The organism is Halobacillus litoralis, assembly GCF_020524085.2.
Taxonomy (GTDB): Bacteria; Bacillota; Bacilli; order Bacillales; family Halobacillaceae; genus Halobacillus; species Halobacillus litoralis_E.
Genome location: NZ_CP129016.1, coordinates 102,290 through 123,254, shown reverse-complemented (window position 1 = coordinate 123,254; position 20,965 = coordinate 102,290). Strand labels below are relative to the sequence as shown.

General features: G+C 41.8%; 21 protein-coding genes and 2 pseudogenes. 17 read left to right on the top strand and 6 right to left on the bottom strand.

Annotated features, from left to right (window positions below; genetic code table 11):
* Nucleotides 1-9: 9 nt before the first annotated feature.
* A complete protein-coding gene (locus tag LC065_RS00725; protein WP_226587783.1) occupies nucleotides 10-1,182 on the bottom strand; it encodes an MFS transporter in 1,173 nt (390 codons plus the stop codon).
* Between the two features lie 155 nt (nucleotides 1,183-1,337).
* Here LC065_RS00725 and LC065_RS00720 point away from each other — a divergent pair, with 155 nt between their 5' ends.
* The 3 genes from LC065_RS00720 to LC065_RS00710 all read left to right on the top strand — a co-directional run bounded on the left by LC065_RS00720 (nucleotide 1,338) and on the right by LC065_RS00710 (nucleotide 3,494).
* A complete protein-coding gene (locus LC065_RS00720) occupies nucleotides 1,338-1,730 on the top strand; it encodes an OsmC family protein (protein ID WP_226587781.1) in 393 nt (130 codons plus the stop codon).
* 295 nt (nucleotides 1,731-2,025) lie between these two features.
* Nucleotides 2,026-2,637, top strand: a complete 612-nt coding sequence (locus tag LC065_RS00715) for a YczE/YyaS/YitT family protein (protein WP_226587779.1) — start codon at nucleotides 2,026-2,028, stop codon at nucleotides 2,635-2,637.
* Between the two features lie 62 nt (nucleotides 2,638-2,699).
* On the top strand, nucleotides 2,700-3,494 hold the full coding sequence (locus LC065_RS00710) for a YfkD famly protein (RefSeq protein WP_226587777.1): 795 nt from the start codon (nucleotides 2,700-2,702) through the stop codon (nucleotides 3,492-3,494).
* Here the strand turns inward: LC065_RS00710 and LC065_RS00705 are convergent.
* On the bottom strand, nucleotides 3,464-4,342 hold the full coding sequence (locus LC065_RS00705) for a mechanosensitive ion channel family protein (RefSeq protein ID WP_306163681.1): 879 nt from the start codon (nucleotides 4,340-4,342) through the stop codon (nucleotides 3,464-3,466). The genes LC065_RS00710 and LC065_RS00705 overlap by 31 nt on opposite strands.
* 140 nt (nucleotides 4,343-4,482) lie before the next feature.
* On the opposite strand from LC065_RS00705, the gene LC065_RS00700 reads away from it, so the two are divergent.
* The 8 genes from LC065_RS00700 to LC065_RS00665 all read left to right on the top strand — a co-directional run bounded on the left by LC065_RS00700 (nucleotide 4,483) and on the right by LC065_RS00665 (nucleotide 12,112).
* Nucleotides 4,483-4,632, top strand: a complete 150-nt coding sequence (locus tag LC065_RS00700; RefSeq protein ID WP_167356021.1) for an SE1561 family protein — start codon at nucleotides 4,483-4,485, stop codon at nucleotides 4,630-4,632.
* Between the two features lie 109 nt (nucleotides 4,633-4,741).
* Nucleotides 4,742-6,049, top strand: coding sequence for a Na+/H+ antiporter family protein (locus LC065_RS00695; RefSeq protein WP_226587773.1), 1,308 nt, complete (start codon nucleotides 4,742-4,744; stop codon nucleotides 6,047-6,049).
* An 85-nt stretch (nucleotides 6,050-6,134) separates the two neighbouring features.
* Nucleotides 6,135-6,914, top strand: coding sequence for a delta-lactam-biosynthetic de-N-acetylase (pdaA, locus tag LC065_RS00690; RefSeq protein WP_226587771.1), 780 nt, complete (start codon nucleotides 6,135-6,137; stop codon nucleotides 6,912-6,914).
* 372 nt (nucleotides 6,915-7,286) lie between these two features.
* Nucleotides 7,287-8,156, top strand: a complete 870-nt coding sequence (locus LC065_RS00685; protein ID WP_226587769.1) for a DNA-3-methyladenine glycosylase family protein — start codon at nucleotides 7,287-7,289, stop codon at nucleotides 8,154-8,156.
* 168 nt (nucleotides 8,157-8,324) lie between these two features.
* Nucleotides 8,325-9,983, top strand: a complete 1,659-nt coding sequence (locus LC065_RS00680) for a PAS domain-containing sensor histidine kinase (protein WP_306163680.1) — start codon at nucleotides 8,325-8,327, stop codon at nucleotides 9,981-9,983.
* Nucleotides 9,970-10,191 carry an ATP-binding protein gene (locus LC065_RS00675; RefSeq protein WP_306163679.1) on the top strand — a complete coding sequence of 74 codons (222 nt, stop codon included), beginning with the start codon at nucleotides 9,970-9,972 and terminating at the stop codon, nucleotides 10,189-10,191. Before LC065_RS00680 ends, LC065_RS00675 begins: the two co-directional genes overlap by 14 nt.
* A 348-nt stretch (nucleotides 10,192-10,539) precedes the next feature.
* Nucleotides 10,540-11,388 (top strand): YitT family protein, encoded by an 849-nt coding sequence (locus tag LC065_RS00670; protein ID WP_226587765.1) that lies wholly within the window; start codon nucleotides 10,540-10,542, stop codon nucleotides 11,386-11,388.
* Nucleotides 11,363-12,112 carry a GntR family transcriptional regulator gene (locus LC065_RS00665; RefSeq protein WP_226587763.1) on the top strand — a complete coding sequence of 250 codons (750 nt, stop codon included), beginning with the start codon at nucleotides 11,363-11,365 and terminating at the stop codon, nucleotides 12,110-12,112. Before LC065_RS00670 ends, LC065_RS00665 begins: the two co-directional genes overlap by 26 nt.
* Nucleotides 12,113-12,121: 9 nt before the next feature.
* On the opposite strand, the gene LC065_RS00660 is transcribed toward LC065_RS00665, so the two are convergent.
* Nucleotides 12,122-12,340, bottom strand: a complete 219-nt coding sequence (locus tag LC065_RS00660) for a hypothetical protein (protein ID WP_226587761.1) — start codon at nucleotides 12,338-12,340, stop codon at nucleotides 12,122-12,124.
* Between the two features lie 764 nt (nucleotides 12,341-13,104).
* Here LC065_RS00660 and mbcS point away from each other — a divergent pair.
* The 3 genes and pseudogenes from mbcS to LC065_RS00645 all read left to right on the top strand — a co-directional run bounded on the left by mbcS (nucleotide 13,105) and on the right by LC065_RS00645 (nucleotide 15,917).
* Nucleotides 13,105-14,679: pseudogene (mbcS, locus tag LC065_RS00655) on the top strand (acyl-CoA synthetase MbcS).
* 89 nt (nucleotides 14,680-14,768) lie between these two features.
* On the top strand, nucleotides 14,769-15,194 hold the full coding sequence (locus LC065_RS00650) for a GNAT family N-acetyltransferase (protein WP_226587757.1): 426 nt from the start codon (nucleotides 14,769-14,771) through the stop codon (nucleotides 15,192-15,194).
* A 66-nt stretch (nucleotides 15,195-15,260) separates the two neighbouring features.
* Entirely contained in the window at nucleotides 15,261-15,917 is a 657-nt protein-coding gene (locus LC065_RS00645; protein WP_306163678.1) for a reverse transcriptase-like protein, read from the top strand.
* A 42-nt stretch (nucleotides 15,918-15,959) separates the two neighbouring features.
* Here LC065_RS00645 and LC065_RS00640 read toward each other — a convergent pair.
* A pseudogene (locus tag LC065_RS00640) lies at nucleotides 15,960-16,455 on the bottom strand (L,D-transpeptidase family protein).
* A gap of 127 nt (nucleotides 16,456-16,582) precedes the next feature.
* Entirely contained in the window at nucleotides 16,583-17,482 is a 900-nt protein-coding gene (gene purU, locus LC065_RS00635) for a formyltetrahydrofolate deformylase (RefSeq protein ID WP_371933381.1), read from the bottom strand.
* 152 nt (nucleotides 17,483-17,634) lie between these two features.
* Between purU and LC065_RS00630 the strand changes: the two genes are divergently transcribed.
* The 3 genes from LC065_RS00630 to LC065_RS00620 all read left to right on the top strand — a co-directional run bounded on the left by LC065_RS00630 (nucleotide 17,635) and on the right by LC065_RS00620 (nucleotide 20,610).
* Nucleotides 17,635-19,062, top strand: coding sequence for an aldehyde dehydrogenase family protein (locus LC065_RS00630; protein ID WP_226587749.1), 1,428 nt, complete (start codon nucleotides 17,635-17,637; stop codon nucleotides 19,060-19,062).
* A 137-nt stretch (nucleotides 19,063-19,199) separates the two neighbouring features.
* Complete coding sequence (locus LC065_RS00625; RefSeq protein WP_226587747.1) at nucleotides 19,200-19,622, top strand: hypothetical protein; 423 nt, start codon at nucleotides 19,200-19,202, stop codon at nucleotides 19,620-19,622.
* A 733-nt stretch (nucleotides 19,623-20,355) separates the two neighbouring features.
* Nucleotides 20,356-20,610, top strand: a complete 255-nt coding sequence (locus LC065_RS00620) for a hypothetical protein (RefSeq protein ID WP_226587745.1) — start codon at nucleotides 20,356-20,358, stop codon at nucleotides 20,608-20,610.
* A 3-nt stretch (nucleotides 20,611-20,613) separates the two neighbouring features.
* Here the strand turns inward: LC065_RS00620 and LC065_RS00615 are convergent, their stop codons facing one another.
* Nucleotides 20,614-20,886, bottom strand: coding sequence for a hypothetical protein (locus LC065_RS00615; protein WP_226587743.1), 273 nt, complete (start codon nucleotides 20,884-20,886; stop codon nucleotides 20,614-20,616).
* Nucleotides 20,887-20,965: the final 79 nt, after the last annotated feature.

Here is a 20,965-nt window from a genome sequence, read left to right as displayed (position 1 = left end):
AGACAAGTATTAAGTGTGTTGGAATGCTGCAGCATCTGGATCTTTTTTGTACACGGTAGCTGCAAAAACTATAATTAAGAGGGTAACAATGACGTAGAAAAACGATAGGTTCGGCCAAAGGTCCAAGAAAAAACCGGACAAGAAAGGTCCTAGAATACTCCCGACACTAAATGCCATGCCACATAAAATGTTACCAGCTGGAAGGAGGTCCTTTGGGAGCAAGTCTGTCATGAATGAAATACCTAAAGAGAATAAGGAACCGACGAATAAACCGCCTAGTGCGAAAGTGGCGAAAAGAGCGATTACAGAGCTTTCGAACAGAGCTGCGGCAAGGAAGGCAATGATTCCCCCAGCTACAACAGTCAAAATGACTTTCTTTCTTCCGATCCGATCACTTAACGCACCTAATGGAATTTGAGAAAATAAACTTGCTGCAGCAAAGCACGGAATAATCAAGGATAATAAGTTCACATCATGTCCAATCCTCATCCCATAAACAGGGAAGATTCCATGCAGGGTTGCTTCAAGAAATCCATAGGCCAGAGGTGGTAAAAAAGCAACCCAGGCAAGTCGGATGGCTTTGGCAAACCTTTTGATTGAACTTGTTCCATAGGCTGTGGTAAGGTCTTTTTCAGGTGTTTCATTTCTAACCCAAATCATGAATAACCAGACAATTAAACTTAACGATGAAGAAATGATGAAAGGTACATAGATACCGAAAGCCAACAGGTTAGTCATTAACGGTCCAAGCGTAAAGCCTACACTGAAAAATAAGCCGTAATAAGCAATACTTCGACCACGGTTGTGTTTTTCAGCTGTGGCTGTGATCCACGTTTGAGTTCCAAAGTGAAGAATTTGGTCACCGATCCCAATGGTGACCCTTAAAATGAACCAGAACCATAGCGCCTGCCAAAACGGAAATAAGGCAAGAGATACAATAACCAAGGCCCCTCCGAACATAATCATTGGTTTATAACCAACTCGCTGCAGTGGTCTTTCCATGAAAGGGGAGGAAATTAAAATTCCTATGTAAAGCCCCGTAGCATGCAGTCCATTGATAGAAGAAGAAATGCCGTTCTGTTCAAGGATGACAGCAATCAATGGAAGGAGCATACCTTGGGAAAACCCAGAGATGGTTACGAGACCTATCAAGATCCAGAATCTTGTTTGTTTGGATACCATAAGCTTACGGCCCCCTTTTTTTCATACTTCCTTATCGTATAAGAAAGCGATAGGAGGGGACAAGTTTTTCTTTCTCATAAGAAGGTTATTTCCTTACTGAAAACGGTTATTATAAAACTAAAGGCGCAGTATATTGTCAAAGGAGTGAATGAATTATGGACTTTTACTTAAAAGAAAATGGTGTTCGCACGTCATTTGATTACGGGCAATTGAACATTTCAGGTGATGAGACGTTCGGTTTCCGCCCTTATCAGCTTATGGTTGCATCTATTGCAGGTTGCAGCATCGGGGTTTTCAGAAAGATCCTGGATAAACAACGGACGGACTATGAGGATATTAAAGTGACGGCTGAGGTCGAGAGGAATCCTGATGAAGCCAATCGTATTGAGAAAATTCACCTTCATTATGTTATTAAAGGGTATCACTTGAACCAGGATAAGTTGTTGAAGAACCTGGATATTTCTCAGAAAAATTGTTCTATGGTTCAATCGGTTCAAAATAGTATAGAAGTGGAAGAAACGCTTGAGTGCATTCATCTAAGCAAGTAAAATGAAAGAGCCTTATCCTAAATTTGGATAAGCGCTCTTTTTTTGTGCATGATTCTCTAGCGTATAAGCTCCCGTTTGTGGATGACTCAGTTTCGAGGCTTTTGTTGAGTAGGTGGGGACGGAGGGGAATAGAGCGAGTAGCTTCCCGACCACCACAACGCTAACAAGGCAACGAACCTCGGAAAAATCTCGAAACTGAGTCTTCCGCAATCCTGCCATATAGTGAAATAAATGTTGAAATGCCAACAGCTATGTCTGGCATTATCATTACATAAAGAAAGAGGAGAGAGATGGAATGAGGAATATTTTTATTAAAGCTTTCTTTTATCTTATAGGGTTGATCATCATTTCCCTTGGGATTACATTGACGATCAAATCAGATCTCGGAGCTGGTGCGTGGGATGCTGTGAATGTCGGCCTGTCTGAGACCATCGGTTTTACTGTGGGTAGCTGGGTCATTATGATCGGTGCTATGCTGATTTTTACAAACGCAATTATTGCAAAAGAAAAACCGGATTTATTGGCTGTTATTACAATCTTCGTCATTGGACAATTCATTGATTTCTGGATGTTATCCGTATTTGATACGTTCAGGCTCGCGTCTTTCTGGGTTCAATTGACGGTGCTGGTAGGTGGAATTGCCATTATTGCCTTTGGGGTTTCTTTATACTTACAACCGAAGTTTTCTTTGAACCCCATCGATGGATTCATGGTTGCTTTACAGAAGAGGTTCGGTTTTAGTTTACGAACAGCGAAAACGTTGACGGAAGTTTTTGCGCTTGTCCTTGCGGTCGCACTGGGAGGGCCGATTGGAATCGGTACCGTCATTATTATTGTCTTGATTGGACCTTTCATTCAGTTTTTCGATGGGAAGGCGAACCACGCCATGAACAAGATGCTTTCGTGATTCCTTGTGTATAGTCCGGGCCATTTTTCACAAAATATAAAAAAAGAAAGGTGGCCCATGATGTGAAAAGAAAATGGTTAGGACTGATCATATTTATTGGGATCTTCATGTTCATCAGTGCTGGATCGATATCAGCTGAAAATAAGAAAGCAGAAAAAGAAAGTGCGATTCCGAATCATGTGCTGAACATATCTAAAGACAACACGTATCCGAATTCGACAGATGATCAAGAGTTGTTGGAAGCGGAAGAAATTACGAAAGAATTGATGGAAGATACGGAGGTTCGAGTGACGAACCCGCAATTGATTGAGATGTTGAATGAAACGTCATTGAAACCATCTCCGTTCGCCATTGGTTACAGAGGCGAGATTTTTTTAGGACGATGGCCGCTTGCTTACGAATCCAAAGAAACGAATATCAATTGGGAATACCAAGAGATTAATACGAATGAATACAGCAACCATGGTGGAAAGCAGACAGAAAAGCTAAGTTATGTACAAAAAGAAGAAAAGCAGATCAAAGGTGGTTTGACTTCAAGAATCAGTCACAGCGACCAAATGATGAAGCTGATTCTGCTAGAAGCACAAAAAAATACCAAGCTTCCACTTTCCTTCAACACTGTTATTGGTAAAGGGACTAAGCAAAACAATACCTATGGTGTACCAACGAACAAAGTAGGGATTCTGCATGCTTATGCACCAGCTGTCAATGAAAAAGGGGAAGTGACGTTTGGTGATGTGTACATTCAGCTCAAAGGTTCGAAAAAAACGTTGAACGTTAAAAACGTCACGAGGCAAGGAATCGGGGCATGGATCCCGATCCAAGATCACGTGAGCTTTTCATTTGAAGTGAAGTGATGGTCCTCGGAACGAGATGAGTTCAATTTAACGCGCTGTTCTGCCATGAAGATATTGTTATCAAACAATTCTTCAGCAAGAATGAGGCGCGTTTTTTTTGCTGCCGTCCAGTAGACTAAGTCATTGACCACAGCGACGACTGTATATTCATATCCACGGTGTTCATGGTTCAAAGAGGACATGCCATACACTTGGTAAGGTTCATAAGGCTTATCCGTTAAATCTTTCTTCAGGTACTCATGCAATTCCTCATTTAAACGCTCACAGGCTTTTTCTAAGACTTGGTACGCTTGTTTAGGGTCTTGGTGAAAACTTGTGGTCACTTTTTCAATGACGCGCATATATTCAAAGTTGTAGTTTTCAATGGTGTTGATTTGACCATTACTGATGGTCAGTAACTTCCCACTCCATTGTCGTACCTTTAAGAAGCGGAGGCCAATGTCCTCAACTGTCCCGTGGAAGGTGTTGTTGACCGAAATGAAGTCCCCCTTATGAAGCTGCTTTTCATATAAAAGGAACAGGCCGGCAAAAAAGTCTTTGATCAGACTTTGTGCGCCAAAACCTACAATAATCCCGATGACTCCAGCGCCTGCAAGTAATCTTTCAATGGAAGTGAATTCATCAAGCACGACAAGAATGAACCCGATGAGTGCCGTGTAACTGATTATGGAATTGAGCATAGATTCCAGTGTGTTTTCTTTTCTTTCCTCAATGAAGTCCGTTTTTTTGAAAAACGTATGAATGACTTTACGGAGAATGAGGACAACTACAAAAAGGATAGCTGCAATTAATAAAAGTCTTATGATGGGGTTTTCTTGCAGGTAAGCATTAAACTCATTTAATGACATGAATTCGTCCTCCTATATGTTCTATCAAGCATTATAGCATTAGTGGGGGATGGATTTCTTCTTTGTGGACAGGCTGGTTGACATGTACTATGATAGACGTGGCCAAAACGTGAAAGTGTGAAGAAAAGAGGTGCAGAGGAATGTCACAACAAGAACGGATTGAAGATCTGAAGGTGCGCCTGGCGGATTTTATGGGACGTATTGAAAAGTTAGACCCGGAAGAAACTTCTGTTGAAGATATCGATCGCCTCATTTCCATGTTGGAAGACCTTGAAAAGAACATGGAATAAGTGGATTGTCAGAATTGACTCTCAATTTTTTGAGGGTTGATTTTTTTACGTTTGTGCTTTATCATGATAAATCGTTAATGCATGAAAAGAATTGAGAGGAGAATGTTTTATGGCATGGGCAGTTGTTGTCTCTGTCCTGGTAATGACAATCTTAAGCTTATTACGAGTGAATGTCATTATCGCTATTCTTGCCGCAGGTTTGACCGCAGGACTCATGAACGGGGAGACACTAGTGAGTTCATTGGAACTGCTCGTCGGCGGTATGGGCGAACAGGCAAGCGTGGCGCTTAGTTATATATTGTTAGGAGCATTTGCGGTAGCGATCAGCTATTCTGGGATCACTTCACTGCTGATTGGTTATCTGCTTCGGGTTTTGAGGGATAAACGAACGATGATGGTACTTGTGATCGCATTTGTAGCGAGCTTGTCCCAAAATGTTATCCCTGTACACATTGCTTTTATTCCTATTTTAATACCACCATTACTAAAGTTATTTGATGAAATGAAATTGGACCGACGGGCTGTTGCTGCAGCGTTGACCTTTGGTTTGAAGGCTCCTTATGTGATGCTGCCAATCGGTTTTGGATACATTTTCCATGAAACGATTCAGTCATCCATGAGCACTAGTGGAATCGACCTTGGCATTGGTTCGATCGCTCAATCTTTGATCATTCCAGGTTCAGGTATGATTGTCGGTCTTTTGATTGCCATTTTTATTACGTATCGGAAAAAACGTGATCTGCCGAATGTGAATACAGAAGGAGACGGGGTTGATGTCGAAAGAGTACAATCGACTAAATTTAACCTTAATCATTTCTGGACGCTCGTAGCAATCGTAGTTACCCTGGTGATCCAAGCGGTATGGCAGAACCTTATTCTAGCTGCACTCGCAGGAATTATCCTGATGTTCATCTTCCGCGTTGTCCCTTATAACAAAGGAGACAAAGTTGTGAATGAAGGAATCGGTATGATGGGCTTTATCGCGTTTGTTATGTTAGTAGCAGCAGGTTATGCAAACGTACTGACGGAAACAGAGTCTGTATCAGCTCTTGTAGAAGTCAGTTCTGATTATCTTGGTAATAATAAGGCCTTCATCGCATTTTTACTGTTACTCGTCGGGTTGATTGTCACGATGGGAATAGGTTCTTCTTTTGCCACCATTCCGATTTTGGCGGCACTTTTCGTACCTATTTGTTTGTCAGCCGGATTCTCACCGATGGCTACAGCTGCACTAATTGGAACGGCTGGAGCATTGGGTGATGCTGGTTCTCCTGCGTCTGATAGTACACTTGGACCAACATCCGGACTGAATGCAGATGGAAAGCACAATCACATTTGGGATACATGTGTTCCGACATTCTTACACTTTAATATTCCACTGTTCATCTTCGGTTGGGCAGCTTCCCTATTTTTATAAAAGGCATGTGGGTAATTTTCCCACTTGCCTTTTTTTATATTCACGGGATGTCCACACATACTAAGAAAAAAGTGAGTGGTACGTTATGTGGAAAAGAACATTCGCCCTATTGCTGGCGTTAATTCTCTTGATTTTGCCAAACCAGACATTGGCTGAGGGCTGGGGTTTCAGTAAGAAAAAGGATGGTTCCGTCCCTGACGTTGGGCGGTATGGTCCAATGATTGAGAAGTTTGATGGTTTTTATGCAGATCCTTCCGGTGACCCGATTGTGTATTTGACCTTTGATAACGGCTATGAACAGGGGTACACCGGTCAAGTACTCGACGTGTTGAAGGAAAAAGATGTACCCGCCACTTTTTTTGTTACCGGTCATTATATCGAAAGCGCACCGGAACTGCTAAAGCGAATGGCGAAAGAAGGGCACTTGATTGGGAATCATTCCTGGAGCCATCCTGACTTTACAAAAGTATCGAAAGAGAAAATGAAGCAGGAGTTAGAAAGAGTGGACCAGGCTGTCAAAGAGTTGACCGATCAGGAAATAATGACATTCGTCCGTCCACCACGGGGAACTTTTAATGAGAAAACTTTAGAGTGGGCAAAAGAATTCGGATATACCCATGCCTTTTGGTCTCTTGCCTTTGTGGACTGGGAAACAGACAAACAACGCGGCTGGGAATATGCGTATAGAAGTGTCATCGATCAAATTCATCCAGGTGCTGTCATCCTTCTACACACCGTTTCTCAAGATAATGCTGAAGCCTTGTCTCAACTTATTGATGAACTACGTAAAAGAGGGTATCGTTTTGGAAGTTTAAATGATCTTATGATCAAACAAATGGTTCCTGCTCCTGTTTGGGGACTTTGAGTTCAGACCACTGCACATTCCGTGTAGTGGTTTTTCTACTTACATAGTAGGTGCGGAAGATCATTGATTAGAAACGTGCCGAACTTAATTAAACCTCATCTATTCGTTGAATCCTCAACCTATATAAGCGATCCGTTTGTCCGACCCACTCAGACAAGAGTCCCGAAGCGGGCTCCTCAAGAAAAAGGACATGTTAAAATCGAAAGAGCAGACCCGAAATAAGAATCTTTGTAGGTGGACACATGTAAGTGGATGTAGAAGAATGTTTGAAAAGGAATGAAGATGGAAATGAGTAAAAGAGGGCATTAGGGCATAGTTCCCATTCTTAACAAATTATAAACAAATCGTCCGACAAAAGGGAGGAAAAACAGTTTGTGGAAAGAAAAGTTTAAAGCAACCACTTTTTATGATTTTGATTACACATTGCTTCGATGGGCGTTTGACCCTCTGACCAACCTAAACCGGGAAGAGCGTTGGGTTGATGTTCCAGTAAAGCTAGGAGGAAACCACCACATTGTCCGTGTCCAGGGACTCGGCACAACCGCTGATCCTTCTTTTGAAGTGTCGAGTGACAGTGAGGAAGATAAAGAAGCGCTGCTCTCTCACATATCTGATTTATTTCAATGGCATATAGATATAGAAAAAGTGCATCACCACTTCTTGGATACAAGTTTGAAAACAATGTTCCAAGCACATCCAGGTACACCGATTGTGAAAGACTTTCATCTCTATGACTGTTTGATGAAAGTCATCATCCACCAGCAGTTGAATATGAAATTCGCTTATACGTTGAGTACCCGGTTTGTAGAAACGTTGGGAACGAAAAAGAAGGGGGTATGGTTTTACCCAGATCCTGAAACTGTAGCCGAAACCCCTTATGAAACGTTGAGAGAATTGCAATTCAGCCAGCGAAAAGCAGAATATGTCATTGATACATCCCGTTTGATTGTGGATGGGAAACTCCATTTGGAAACATTAGCGAATGAATCAGATGAAGAGATTATGAAACAACTGGTTAAAGTTAGAGGGATTGGGCCTTGGACGGCAGAAAACTGGATGATGTTCGGTGTTGGTCGGCCGAACCTTTTTCCAAAAGCCGATATTGGTATCCAAAATGCGTTAAAGTTTTATTTCGACTTGGACACTAAACCGACATACGAGCAAATGGAGCACTGGAGTAAGGAATGGGAGCCTTATTTGAGTTATGCTTCCTTAACGCTCTGGAGAAGTATCGAAGGATGAAATGAAGCAAGAAAATGGTCATAAACTTGTCTTCTATCTCATAATTTGTAGTAATTAGAAAAATAATAGGTTAATTTTTTTGAAAATATACAAAATTGTCAAGGCTTACGTTATAATGATAACCATATTGGAAAATATTGAACGGCAAAAAGGAAAGAGGTCTTAATATTGGTAATTAGAGAGAGGTATTCTGACCAAGTGCATAGCGGCGAAATTTTGGATGTTTTAAGTTTGAATGGTACACCTGCATGTTTACTGGATTTGCGTTTACAAACAGTTACGCTAAATCAGCAAATGCAAGGAACACTTCAACTGCAAGAGCCGGACATGTCGTTCTCTCAATGGATCCACAGTTTTGGCCATACTGGACAGCAACGCCTTCAAAAGGTTTTGCATAATCTCCTGACGGATGGTCTCAGAGAATCGTCTGTCCAGTTGACAGATACGAACAAACATAAATATCAATGCAAAATGGTTCACCTGACGAATGGTCAAATTGCTTTTTCCTTGAAAAGTATAAAGGATCCGGTCGATGGTCCTGCTTCTATGACTCTCTCATCGAATAAGCAAGAAGAAGCCACTTTATCATTGAATCAATCTGTTGGATATCAAAACCACCGGAATATGATACAAATGTTTGGGGCGGAGTCTTCCCCTATGAAAAAAAGAATGATGCATCTAGTCGATAAATTCCCACACGGCCTAGCATTAATCAATCACAACTGGGAAGTCACGTATGCCAATCCAAAAATGGAAGAAATGACAGAGGTTCCGTTCTTACAAAACTACTTTAAGAAGTTATGGGATATCTTTCCGATTCGTGAACACTATTATTTCTTTCAACAGTATTTAAGAGCGATGGAAACTCAGGAGACCGTAGAGTTTGAAGGTTACCTTAAGAAAACAAATACAGATGTCCAGGTTACGGTTCATCCTACTGAGATGGGAATAACTGTCTTCCTTCAGGACATAACAGAATATAAAAATCAATTAAAAGCATTGAGAGCGTCAGAAGAAAGGTTTGCATTACTTGCAAATAATATTAAAGACGTCTTTTGGATCAGCGAGCCTGACTTTAAGGAACTGCATTATGTAAGTCCAGCTTTTCAGGAGATGTTCGGAATCTCCCGTCGGGAAGCTTTCCTCGATCCGAATTTGTTGATGGAGCATGTTCATGAAGCAGACCGTGCTTCTTTAAGAACAGCTCTAGACGAAATGGCAAAGAAAGAAAGTGAAGTTGAATACCGTCTTTTAGGCTCTAAAGGAGAAACGAAATGGATTCGTACAAAAGGCTTTCCGGTTGATTATTATGGAAATTCTTATGTTCTTGGTATTCATGAGGATGTCACGGAATACAAAGAAATGTTAGAGCTTAAAGAGAAATCGCAGCAGCTATCAACGATCACGCAAATGTCTGCGGGGATTGCACATGAAATTAAAAACCCGTTGACTGCGATTAAAGGCTTTCTGCAAATTGGAGCAGCTAATCCTGAATTGAGGGATAACTATCAGGAAATCATTCTTGACGAAGTCAATCGTATCGAAGCCATCGTCCAGGACTTCATGATGTTATCCAAGCCGAAATCATCCATTCAACTTGAGCAGATCGACCCCGAACAACTGGTTTCCTATGTGTTAAGGCTGTTGGAACCTGAAGCGAACGAAAAGCAAATCTATCTTCTCTTTGATTGTGCTCCTATACAAGACAAGTTCGAAACAGAACCGAAGCGGTTGAATCAAATTCTTATCAACCTTGTCAAAAATGCCATCGATGCTGTAGACCTAGGGGGGAGAGGTTCGTGTAAGCATACAAATGTCCAGCTCTAACCTAACGCTTTCCGTTAGAGATAATGGACCTGGATTAACTCCACAAGAGCTTGCCAAAATTGGAGAACCTTTCTTTACAACTAAAGAAAAAGGAACCGGTTTAGGAGTGATGGTCACCAAGAAGATCGTCTCAGACCTGAATGGAGAAATATCATACGAAAGTCAGAAGGGTAGCGGTACAAAGGTTACCGTTACGTTACCAAAATAGAAATCATTGAAGATCATCATCCATTAGGGATGATGATTTTTTTGTCTGCTTTATTAGTGAGGGAGGAGAAATAGATAGGATTTTCGACAAATTAGACCTAACGGAAACCTTATCTGTGAATGAAACCTTAATTGTTTTGGTGTGAGGAATCATCAAATTTTGAAATTTCAGCCTTTGGAAGCCTGTAGTTATTAGAAAATTCTACGTTCAATCGCTTACAAAAAATAAAATATATTTTTACAAACAAAGCTGTTTACAAACGTATTTATGGGCTCTATAATCCCGATTGTACTACAATTTTGTTCGACAAATTCTACCTTATTTCCACATAAAAAAGGAGGCTTTCTGATGCTGAAAAAAGTATGGTCTTTTCTGTTGATGAACTTAGGTGCGCTCGGGGTAGCCATCAACGTCCATTTTTTCCTATCACCAAACGATCTTGCCACAGGAGGAGTTAGTGGTGCGTCAATCGTACTGAATAAAGTCATTCCTGATCTTTCATTAGGAATGATCATGATCATCTTAAACATCATACTCTTTATTGTCGGTTTTATATTCTTGGGCTTTCAATTTGGTTTGAAGACCATTTATGCAAGCTTTGCTCTGTCCTTTATGGTATGGGGACTAGAAGCATTTTTTCCGATGCAGGAACCTTTAAGTAATGACCTTCTCATTCAATTGATCATGGGCCAAATTATCGCCGCATCAGGAATGGCGCTTGTATTTCATCAGGGAGCCTCTACCGGCGGTACAGATATCCTTGCTATGATTTTGAATAAATTCTTTTCTATTGAAGTCGGAAAAGGTGTCTTGTTCTCTGATATTGCGATTGCAACATCATCCATTTTCCTATTCGGACCAACTGTAGGAATGTATGCGTTTTTCGGTGTCATTCTGAATGGTCTAGTTATTGATTATATGCTGCAACAGTTTGAAGACAATAAAGAAATCGTTATTATTAGTCGTGAAAGTGAACAAGTCCGTTATTTCATCGTCAATCAGCTCGGACGAGGGGCTACGATCCACCAGGCAAAAGGAGCTTTTAATCAAGAAGACAAAGAAGTCATTACAACGATACTAAGCCGCAAAGACTACACGCGTTTGAAAAAATATATGACAGCGATAGATGAACAGGCTTTCATTACGGTCCACTCGATGAATGAAATTCTCGGTGAAAACTTTAAACGCTTGGCTTAAAAGGTGGGATAACATCCAGAACCGCACGTTTACAGATACGCTCAATGAGCGTCAATCCAGAACGGATGACGTATATGAATACTTGAAGAACCATATCTTGTTTCGCCATCTATCTCCAGGTACCCAGCTTGTTGAAAACATGATCGGGAAAGAATTACAGGTTTCACGAACCCCCATCAGGAATGCAATGAAAAAGCTGGAAGATGAAGGGTTAGTCAAGATCTACTCAAATCGTGGTGCCTTCGTTGTTGAACCTACGCTTGATGAAATAAAGCAAGCCTTTGACATGAGGCGTCATTTAGAGAAAATGACTCTTGAACAAATCTATGACCAGATGAATGAAGAAGATTTCGTTCATCTAGAAGAATGGATTGAACAGGAAAGAAGAGCCTACAAAAACCGAAGTATTCTGGAGTACCTGGATGTGAACAAGCAATTTCATATGACCCTTGCGTTAAAAACAAAAAATACGTTTTTGGTTGATTTTACAGAGAGAATCCTTAATCAAATCAATGTATATCTTATGCTGTATGATGTGTTCGTCGATGAAGACCTGTACGAAAAGCAGCGATTCAAAGAACATGAACGATTGCTAGAAGCATTAAGAAATAAAGATTTGCCACGCTTGCTCCTGCTGATCGATCAGCATATGGAAGAGAGCTTCAACTACATGTCTATAAGCCAAAGTAAAAGCAGGACAGAAGAAAAGAAAAAGAGCCTTTAATCCAGACGGTTACAGTCCGGATTTAAAGGCTCTTTTTCTTTGTAGGCGAACAGTTTTAAGTAAGATGCTGAGGTTAATAACAACGACTGTGATCAAAGAAGCCAGCGTATAATTGAAATTCTTCGTGATCATGGATACAGATAAGAATGCGGCGACCATGATGGCAGATATGAGAAATAATTGATACTTGGTCAGTCCCAGCTGCTTGCGAACGGGGCGAGCTTCCACTGATGATCACTCCCTGTTTATGCTTACACGTATTATATGAAAAGTTAAAATAATTTGTCAATTCAAGTATATGTACCATACCCTCAAATACTCCTCTTTATTCAACTAATTGGCAGGATTGTGGAAGACTTGATTTCGAGACTTTTATCGAGTGGATGGGGGCTACGGGGAATAACTCGCTTTCCGTGGGAGCGCGATGAGCCTCCTCAGGCGGACGCCTTGCGGGGTCTCACCTAGCACTCTTTTCCCACAGGAGTCTCGCCATTCCCCTCCGCCCTTATCTTATAGGTGTCTCGAAACCACTTTTAGGGTAAGTAACTATCCAGCTTGATGGGAGTGTAAGAATAACCTCCCATGCCCAGGTTTATGAATCCTGAAAGCTTGATACAGAGCGCCTTATACTTCTAAAAGCGAGAGTGTGGAAGACAATCTAACTTGGTAAAGGGGTTCGTTTCTCACATTCAACGTATGGGGTGTTCGGGAAGTTGGGAGACTCCCGCGGGAATGGATGGGCTGGAGAGACCCCGCAGAGCGGAGCTCGAGGAGGCTCTCCGTCATCCCCGCAGGAAAGCGAGCGGCTTCCCGACCACCCCTGACGCAACAATATGGCAAACGAACCCCGGTTATCCCGGAAATGAGTCTTCCACAAACGGGAGCGTTAGTGGTAGGATTAATTTATAATTCATTATTTGAAATATTAAGAAAAATTGCTATAATAGATATGGACAAACTGAACAGTCGCTCATAATAAAGGAGGCCGCTATATGAAAAGAGAAGAACTGATTGCTCCTGAAAGGTACAATGTCGTTTCTGAGATGGAGAAGTACGCAAAAGAAACGGGAAGAAAAGCTTTGCTATGGTTGAATGAACAAGGTGACCAGAGAGAAGTTACATATGAAGAGTTAATGAAAAATGCGAACAAAATTGGAAACGCTTTCTTAGAACAAGGTTTGAAGCAAGGGGACAAAGTTCTCGTCATGATTCCTCGCTTGATTGAAGCTTATCAGGTGTACATCGCGGCTCTTAAAGTAGGACTTGTCGTTATTCCGAGTTCGGAAATGCTGAGAACAAAGGATTTACAGTATAGAATTTCACACGGAGAAGTGAGTGGTGTCGTCAGCTATTACCCCTATACAGACCAATTCTATGACGTGAATGAATTTAATGATTTGATTACTTTTTCTGTAGGTGGGGCGAAAGAAAAGTGGCGTGACCTTGATTCTCTAATGGATGATCATAGTGAGGAGTTGTCGCTTGCGGACACTTCAAGAGACGATATGGCCTTCCTTTCCTACACCTCTGGTACGACAGGGAATCCGAAAGGTGTGGTCCATACACATGGATGGGGATATGCCCATTTGAAGACGGCGGCTGATAAATGGTTGGCGATTCAAGATGGAGATACGGTTTGGGCGACAGCAGGGCCGGGATGGCAGAAGTGGATATGGAGTCCTTTCCTTTCTGTGCTCGGAACAGGTGCACAAGGTCTGATATATCAAGGTAAATTTGATCCTAAAAAGTATTTAAGCTTGATGGATGAGCATAAAGTGAATGTTCTTTGTTGTACTCCGACTGAATATCGTTTGATGGCTAAGGTAGACAATCTATCTGAATATAAATTAGAGGGTCTGCACAGTGCGGTATCTGCAGGAGAGCCATTAAATCGCGAAGTCATCGACACGTTCCAAAAACATTATGATGTAACGGTGCGAGATGGTTATGGCCAGACAGAAAATACGCTTCTTGTTGGAATTATGAAGGATATGGAAGTGCGCCCTGGGTCTATGGGACGGCCGACGCCATGAAATCTGGTCGAAATCATTGATGAAATGGGTACACCTGTAGAAGCTGGTGAGGTAGGAGACATTGCCGTCCATCTTGATACCCCCGCCTTGTTTAAAGAGTACTATAAAGACCCTGAACGTACAAAGATGTCCCGCCGAGGCAATTATTACGTGACAGGTGATCAGGCTAAAAAGGATGAAGAGGGTTACTTTTGGTTCGAAGGCAGGAGTGATGATATTATCATTAGTTCCGGTTATACCATAGGGCCGTTTGAAGTAGAGGATGCTCTTGTCAAACATGAGGCTGTCCAAGAATGTGCCGTGGTTGCAAGCCCGGATGAAGTTCGCGGAAACGTTGTAAAGGCCTACATCGTCCTTCAAAAAGGGTTTGAAGGAAACGATGAGTTGGTTTCCGACCTTCAAAATCACGTGAAAGAATTGACAGCGCCTTACAAATACCCTAGAAAAGTGGAATTCATTCAAGAGTTGCCGAAGACCACATCTGGAAAAATACGAAGAGTTGAGCTTCGTCAAAAAGAGAACGTTATGAAATAAGTGAAAGATGACAAACCTGAAGGTCGAGGAAGGCCTTCAGGTTTGTTATGCTGAAAAGGAAAATTCAGTAAGGGGATAAGGAGGAGCATATGATTCGGTGTGTTAAGCCTGAAGATGCAGACGGGATGGTTCCTTTAATGGAGGCTCTCGGTTATCCATCAAGTGAAAAACAGATGAAAAACAGGCTGCAAAGGATATTATCACGAAAACATTACCAAACCTACGTCTATGAAGAGAATGGCGAACTACTTGGCATGATCGGGATGACTTTTAGCGAGGCGTATCATACAGATGAACCACACGTGCGTGTCATCGCTTTTGTTGTGCTTGAAACGGAACAGGGAAAAGGGATAGGGAAGATGCTCATGGAAAAAGCCGGGGAATGGGCGGTCACCCATGGTGCTAAAACCATTATGTTGAATAGTGGAAACAGAACGGAACGAAAGAAGGCACATGAGATCTATCACTCCTTTGGATTTGAGGGAAGAGCGACAGGGTTTTACAAACGTCTATAAAAAATAATCTCAAATGATTAGACCATAATAAATACATGAAAAACTTTTAGGGAGGGTGGAGTTTGGGTGAAAATCAGACTGGAAGTTACATACAAAACTCCGAAGAAAACAGAAGCTTTCTTTAGGTCAGAAGAGATGACGATTGGGCAGGCCTTATTAATAACAGAGGATTTGGAAAAGACAGGTCGAGCCAAATCGATTACCTTTATCGACGATCATGATACGACATGGAAGCGGAAGGATTTAAAAAAATATTTGGATGATCTTGAAACGGAACCTCATGATATTACGGTCTATTTTGATGGTGGGTACGAAATAAAGGAGCGTAAGGCAGGTTTGGGTTGTGTCATCTATTATACTCAAAGTGGGAAAGCCAAGCGTTTTCGAATGAATGCCCTTGTTGATGAGTTAGATACAAATAATGAGGCGGAGTACGCAGCCTTACATTTAGCCATTCAAGAATTGGATTTTATGGGGGTACATCATATACCCGTCCGGTTCTTAGGAGACTCTCAAGTTGTGATCAAACAACTGAATGATGAGTGGCCGACGATGGAAGAGGCTTTGAATGATTGGGCGGACCGTATTGATGAAAAACTAAAGCAGATGGGAATTGTGCCTTCTTTCGAGGTTATTTCCATGAAAGATAATGGAGAAGCGGACAGACTTGCTACACAGGCTCTGAAGGGAGTAGAGGTGACAAGTCGTTCGGAGTTGGAATGAAGGTGGGAAGTCGATGGATGTCCATCGACTTTTTTGGTCTGCTTAAGGTGTGATGGTAACAGGAGTTCCCAGAGGGATGGTTCTTGCTAATTCTTCTACATCTTTATTAAACATCCGGATACACCCTTTAGATACTGCTTTTCCGATAGAGGAAGGATTATTAGTCCCATGAATGCCATAATGCTGTTTGGATAAACTCATCCACATCGTTCCATAAGGTCCTCCTGGGATTTGGAGCTTTGTTAATAATGAAGAAGTTTCCTGCAGGAGTTGCTGAGAGCATACGTCCTACAGCGATAGGGAATTCTTTTTGCAACGTACCATTTTTGTATAACCGCAATCGACGGTTGGCTGTAGATACTTCAATCCGATATGGGATTGTATCTGGGTTCGGAAAACCTGGGATATGGATTCTTTGACCGGGGAAAATCATATTCGGGTTTGCTATTTGGTTGGCCGCCAGGATATCTCTCAAGGGCGTACGATAATCTTTTGAAATTTGTGCTAAGGTTTCACCAGTTCTTACGATGTGATTCATTCCTATCCCCCCCACATAAAATGCTTATTGCATTTTATGTGGGGAAAGAGATGACTTGCCTATCTATTATGTACTCAGAAGAAAGGACCAGACGTAACCAGTCAGGTCCTTCTTTCTAGGCAAGCCTTTATAAGACAATGGTTTTATTTTTATGAACGATCACACGATCCTCAAGGGCCCATTTAACGGCTCTGTTCAGTACACTGCGTTCGATTAAACGTCCTTTTTTCTTTAGATCATTCACACTGTTCCTATGGTCAACTCTGATTACATCTTGTTCGATGATCGGTCCTTCATCGAGATCGTCTGTAACATAATGGGAAGTGGCTCCAATCAACTTGACCCCACGTTTGTAAGCGCGTTTGTGAGGGTTAGCACCGATGAATGCGGGCAAGAAGGAGTGGTGAATGTTAATAATCTTAGATGGATGACTGTCTACAAACTTAGGGGTGAGGATTTGCATGTATCTGGCTAAGATAATTAAATCGATATTGTACTCTTTTAGCAAATCCAACTGCTGCTCTTCTACCTCTTCACGGATCTCTTTATTTGCAGGAATATAATAAAAAGGTATACCAAACGACTCGACAATTTCCCTCGCTGATTCATGGTTACTGATCACGAGTGGAATGTCCGTCACGAGGTCACCGCTTTCCCATTCATATAAAAGTTCACGCAAGCAATGAAGTTCCTTGGATACAAAGATAGCCGTGCGTTTCAGTTCATGCAGGAAAGTCATTCGCCAGGTCATCTCAAATTGATCTGCAAGGGCATGGAAGTCTGCTTTGATTGTTTCTTCCTTGGACTTCATATTTTCTGAAGCGAATACGATACGTAGGAAAAAAGTTCCTTCTTCATGATCTGTCGTAAATTGATTTGATTCCACAATGTTTGCTCCGTGTTCATAGAGGAATGTTGAGATGCTGGAAACGATTCCTGGTTTGTCTGGACAACTGACGAGCAAGCGCGCTTTATCCTCATTCTTGGTTAAGTAATGTTGAATTTGTTGGTTGGTCGAAGTCATCAACACTCATCCTTCCTTTTTGTTCTCCCCATTATAGTCGAGTGAAAGCCGTTTGGAAAGCATGCTCATGTTTCGAAATGGGAAAATTCGGATACATTCTCCATGTAGCAAGTAAAATAAAATTTTCTTTCAATAAAGGAGAAGGAGAAATGAAAATGCGCAACTACTTAAAGCATTATATAAACGGTGAATGGGTAGAATCTACAGGAAACGAAACAGAGGATGTCATCAACCCTGCAACAGAAGAAGTCATCGGTACCATTAGTCTTGGAACGAAAGAGGATTTGGATAAGGCGGTGCAGGCGGCACGGGATGCTTTTCCATCCTTCTCTCAAACCTCTAAAGAAGAAAGAATTAAAATGCTCGAAAACATAGCTGCTGAATATGAGAACCGTAAAGAAGAAATTATTGAGACGATTACGGAAGAATTGGGTTCACCCAAATCCATTTCTGAAAACATTCATTATATGATGGGATATAATCATTTTTCACAAGCGGCAGAATCGTTAAGAGATTTTTCATTTATTGAAGATCGCGGAGGCCATACGGTCATGAAGGATTCGGTGGGCGTCAGTGGCTTGATCACCCCATGGAATTTCCCAACAAACCAAATTTCAACTAAAATCGCCAGTGCGTTTGCTGCGGGAAGTCCCGTGGTTGCGAAACCGGCAGAGTTGACACCTTTTGCGGCCATCATATTAACTGAAATCTTTGATAAGGTCGGTGTACCCAAAGGAGCTTTCAACTTAGTGAATGGATCGGGTTCAGTTATTGGTGATGGCATCAGCTCTCATCCAGATATCGATTTTGTATCATTTACGGGCTCTGGTGCTGTAGGTCAAAAAATCATGCAGAATGCATCTGAACGCATCGCTAACGTCGCACTTGAACTGGGAGGGAAATCTCCATTAGTAGTGCTTGAAGATGCTGATGTTGAAAAAGCGGCTCGTGCTGCTGTCAGTCACATTGCTACAAATAGTGGCCAGGTTTGTTCAGCTGCCACAAGAGTACTAGTGCCTTCTTCTATGAAAGACTCATTTGAAGAGGCTATTAAAAAAGTGCTTCCAGAATTCCCTGTCGGCGATCCTCAAGGAGATAACCATATCGGTCCATTAGTTTCAAAAAAACAGTGGGACACCGTTCAATCATATATTGAAAAAGGGCAAGAAGAAGGGGCTACACTTCTTGTAGGAGGAACAGGGAAGCCTGAAGGATTAGACAAAGGATATTATGCCAAACCTACAGTGTTCACAGATGTGAATAATGATATGGTCATCGCCCAAGAGGAGATATTCGGCCCGGTCACCTGCTTGATTACCTATGACACGATAGAAGAAGCCATTGAAATTTCCAATGATGTTAAATATGGTCTTGCAGGGTATGTGTTCGGGGAAGATGAACAGACACTCGCGAAGGTTGCCTCCAGTATCCGAGCGGGAAGAGTAAAGATCAATGATGCAGAAGCAGACTTCGCCGCACCATTTGGTGGATATAAACAGTCTGGTATAGGAAGAGAATGGGGTGATTATGGGATTGAAGAATATTTAGAAGTAAAAACAGTTTTAGGTTATCCTAAATTATAAGATAGAAAAAGGCGGAGAACTGACTCCGCCTTTTTCTTTTTTTAAACAGGAAGTATTTTGAAAAAAATGAAACCAACACCTCTTTTTATTCGTATAAAATGTAGATGCACGAGGATGGATTTTGAAGAGGTGGAAGAATGGGAAAAAAATTGTTCGTTTTTGGTGGACTTATCATTGTCGTGTTTTGTGCCTACATATACATCGATCAAAGGTATTTCTTCAATCCTGTAGCGTTCAACCAAGATCATATAACTCCCTATCATTGGACTGAATATGAAAGGCCTGTCACAATCACATACTACGATTTAGAAACTGAAAGAAGAGCATACAAACTAGAGAAGGAAAAGGAAGTGCGCAAGTTTCTGGAAGCAATGAAGAACAGCCCCCCTAGGCAGGGAGTGTCTACAGCCTCAGAAGTGGAAGGGGCACTTAAGCTTTCGTGCGAGGGAAATACCTTATTGGAAGTGTATTTCTACGAAGGTTATTGGAAGATTCTTCGTGAAAGTGGGACCATGTATGAAATGACTCAGGATCTTAAAGGATTAATTGAAACACTCTAACCGGTTGGAACCCCATTCCAACCGGTTTTTTTATTTCTCCATCCTCCACAATAGCTCCCTATTTTGGAAGGCTCCGCTTCGAGACTTAGTTGAGTGGATGGGGCTGCGGGGAATAGCTCGCTTTCCGCGGGAGCGCGGTGAGCCTCCTCGGACTGCGTCCTGCGGGGTCTCACCATGCACTTCTTTCCCGCAGGAGTCTCGCCATTCTCCTCCGCCCCCGGACATATTAGACTCTCGAAACACGCTCCTGGATGAGCAGCTCTTCAGTATAAAGGAGCTTAAGCCATGTAAACATCCAAGCTCAGGAATACCGTTTATGAGAACCTTATAGACCGCTTTTCATCGTTAAATCAGTGGTTATGAGGAGACGCTCTATACGTCGATGAGGGTTCGTTTCTCTCATCTTCAAATGGGGTGGTTGGGAAGCTGCGAGACTCCCGTGGGAGAAAGGAGATAGGCGAGATCCCGGAGGACGAAGTCCGAGGAAGCTCGCCACTCCCCCACAGGAAAGCGAGTAGATTCCCAGCCACCCCCTGACGCTTAACCAGATAACGAACCCAGAACCTCTCGAAATCAAGTCTTGCGCAATCCTGCCATATTGTTGAATAAAGTTAGTGAGAGGATAGTGGAGGGGTTATTCTACATGGTTGTTTTGTTCTTTTCCTTATGGATGAGGTTGTAATATACTTGGAAAGGATAAAGATAATAGAGGATGTAAGGAGGTCTGTGATCCATGAATAAATGGTTTACGCATATTTTTAATATCATCGTCGGGATTTTGATTTTAGCCGAAGGTGCTGTATATATTTTCATGAACAATAAAGACGGGGAATTCCATTTGCGAAGCATTATGATGACGGTACTGTTATTTTTAGCTTGGGGGATGTCTTATCGCAAACAACTGACAAGTGAAAATTCAAGTGCTTGGCTAATTGTTACCATTATCATTTTGATCCCTATGATTCTTCCCTGGTTGTTTTTTATTTAAAAATTAAGTGAGCCATTTGAACAGCCCAATACTTCCGAATATCAACGCGGACAATAAGTAAATGTAACCAATGGTTCTGTGTTTTCCTTCCTCACTGTTTGTTTCAACGGCTCCTGCAAATATTAAAAAAAGTACACCAATAATATATAAGGTTACTTCAACGCCGGAAAAGGGAGAGGGCTTGAGTGTAAGCCAACTTTCCGCTGGAATGGCTGTAAAGAGTGGGAAATATAAAGGATTAAGACGATCATCCCACTTTTTCTTCTGTTCGGACACGATTTTCCCACCTCATCTCTACGGTTTCTTTCTTTTTACTTTCCACTTTTCTTTACTTTTTGTCAATTAACGACAAAGA

Bases quoted from the DNA above. Each gene is read 5' to 3' on its own strand.
- LC065_RS00630 (WP_226587749.1), top strand. From the start codon at position 17,635: ATGCGCAACTACTTAAAGCATTATATAAACGGTGAATGGGTAGAATCT.
- LC065_RS00670 (WP_226587765.1), top strand. From the start codon at position 10,540: ATGCTGAAAAAAGTATGGTCTTTTCTGTTGATGAACTTAGGTGCGCTC.
- LC065_RS00700 (WP_167356021.1), top strand. From the start codon at position 4,483: ATGTCACAACAAGAACGGATTGAAGATCTGAAGGTGCGCCTGGCGGAT.
- LC065_RS00675 (WP_306163679.1), top strand. From the start codon at position 9,970: ATGTCCAGCTCTAACCTAACGCTTTCCGTTAGAGATAATGGACCTGGA.
- LC065_RS00650 (WP_226587757.1), top strand. From the start codon at position 14,769: ATGATTCGGTGTGTTAAGCCTGAAGATGCAGACGGGATGGTTCCTTTA.
- LC065_RS00625 (WP_226587747.1), top strand. From the start codon at position 19,200: ATGGGAAAAAAATTGTTCGTTTTTGGTGGACTTATCATTGTCGTGTTT.
- LC065_RS00720 (WP_226587781.1), top strand. From the start codon at position 1,338: ATGGACTTTTACTTAAAAGAAAATGGTGTTCGCACGTCATTTGATTAC.
- LC065_RS00725 (WP_226587783.1), bottom strand. From the start codon at position 1,182: ATGGTATCCAAACAAACAAGATTCTGGATCTTGATAGGTCTCGTAACC.
- LC065_RS00715 (WP_226587779.1), top strand. From the start codon at position 2,026: ATGAGGAATATTTTTATTAAAGCTTTCTTTTATCTTATAGGGTTGATC.
- LC065_RS00695 (WP_226587773.1), top strand. From the start codon at position 4,742: ATGGCATGGGCAGTTGTTGTCTCTGTCCTGGTAATGACAATCTTAAGC.
- LC065_RS00705 (WP_306163681.1), bottom strand. From the start codon at position 4,342: ATGTCATTAAATGAGTTTAATGCTTACCTGCAAGAAAACCCCATCATA.
- LC065_RS00620 (WP_226587745.1), top strand. From the start codon at position 20,356: ATGAATAAATGGTTTACGCATATTTTTAATATCATCGTCGGGATTTTG.
- pdaA (WP_226587771.1), top strand. From the start codon at position 6,135: ATGTGGAAAAGAACATTCGCCCTATTGCTGGCGTTAATTCTCTTGATT.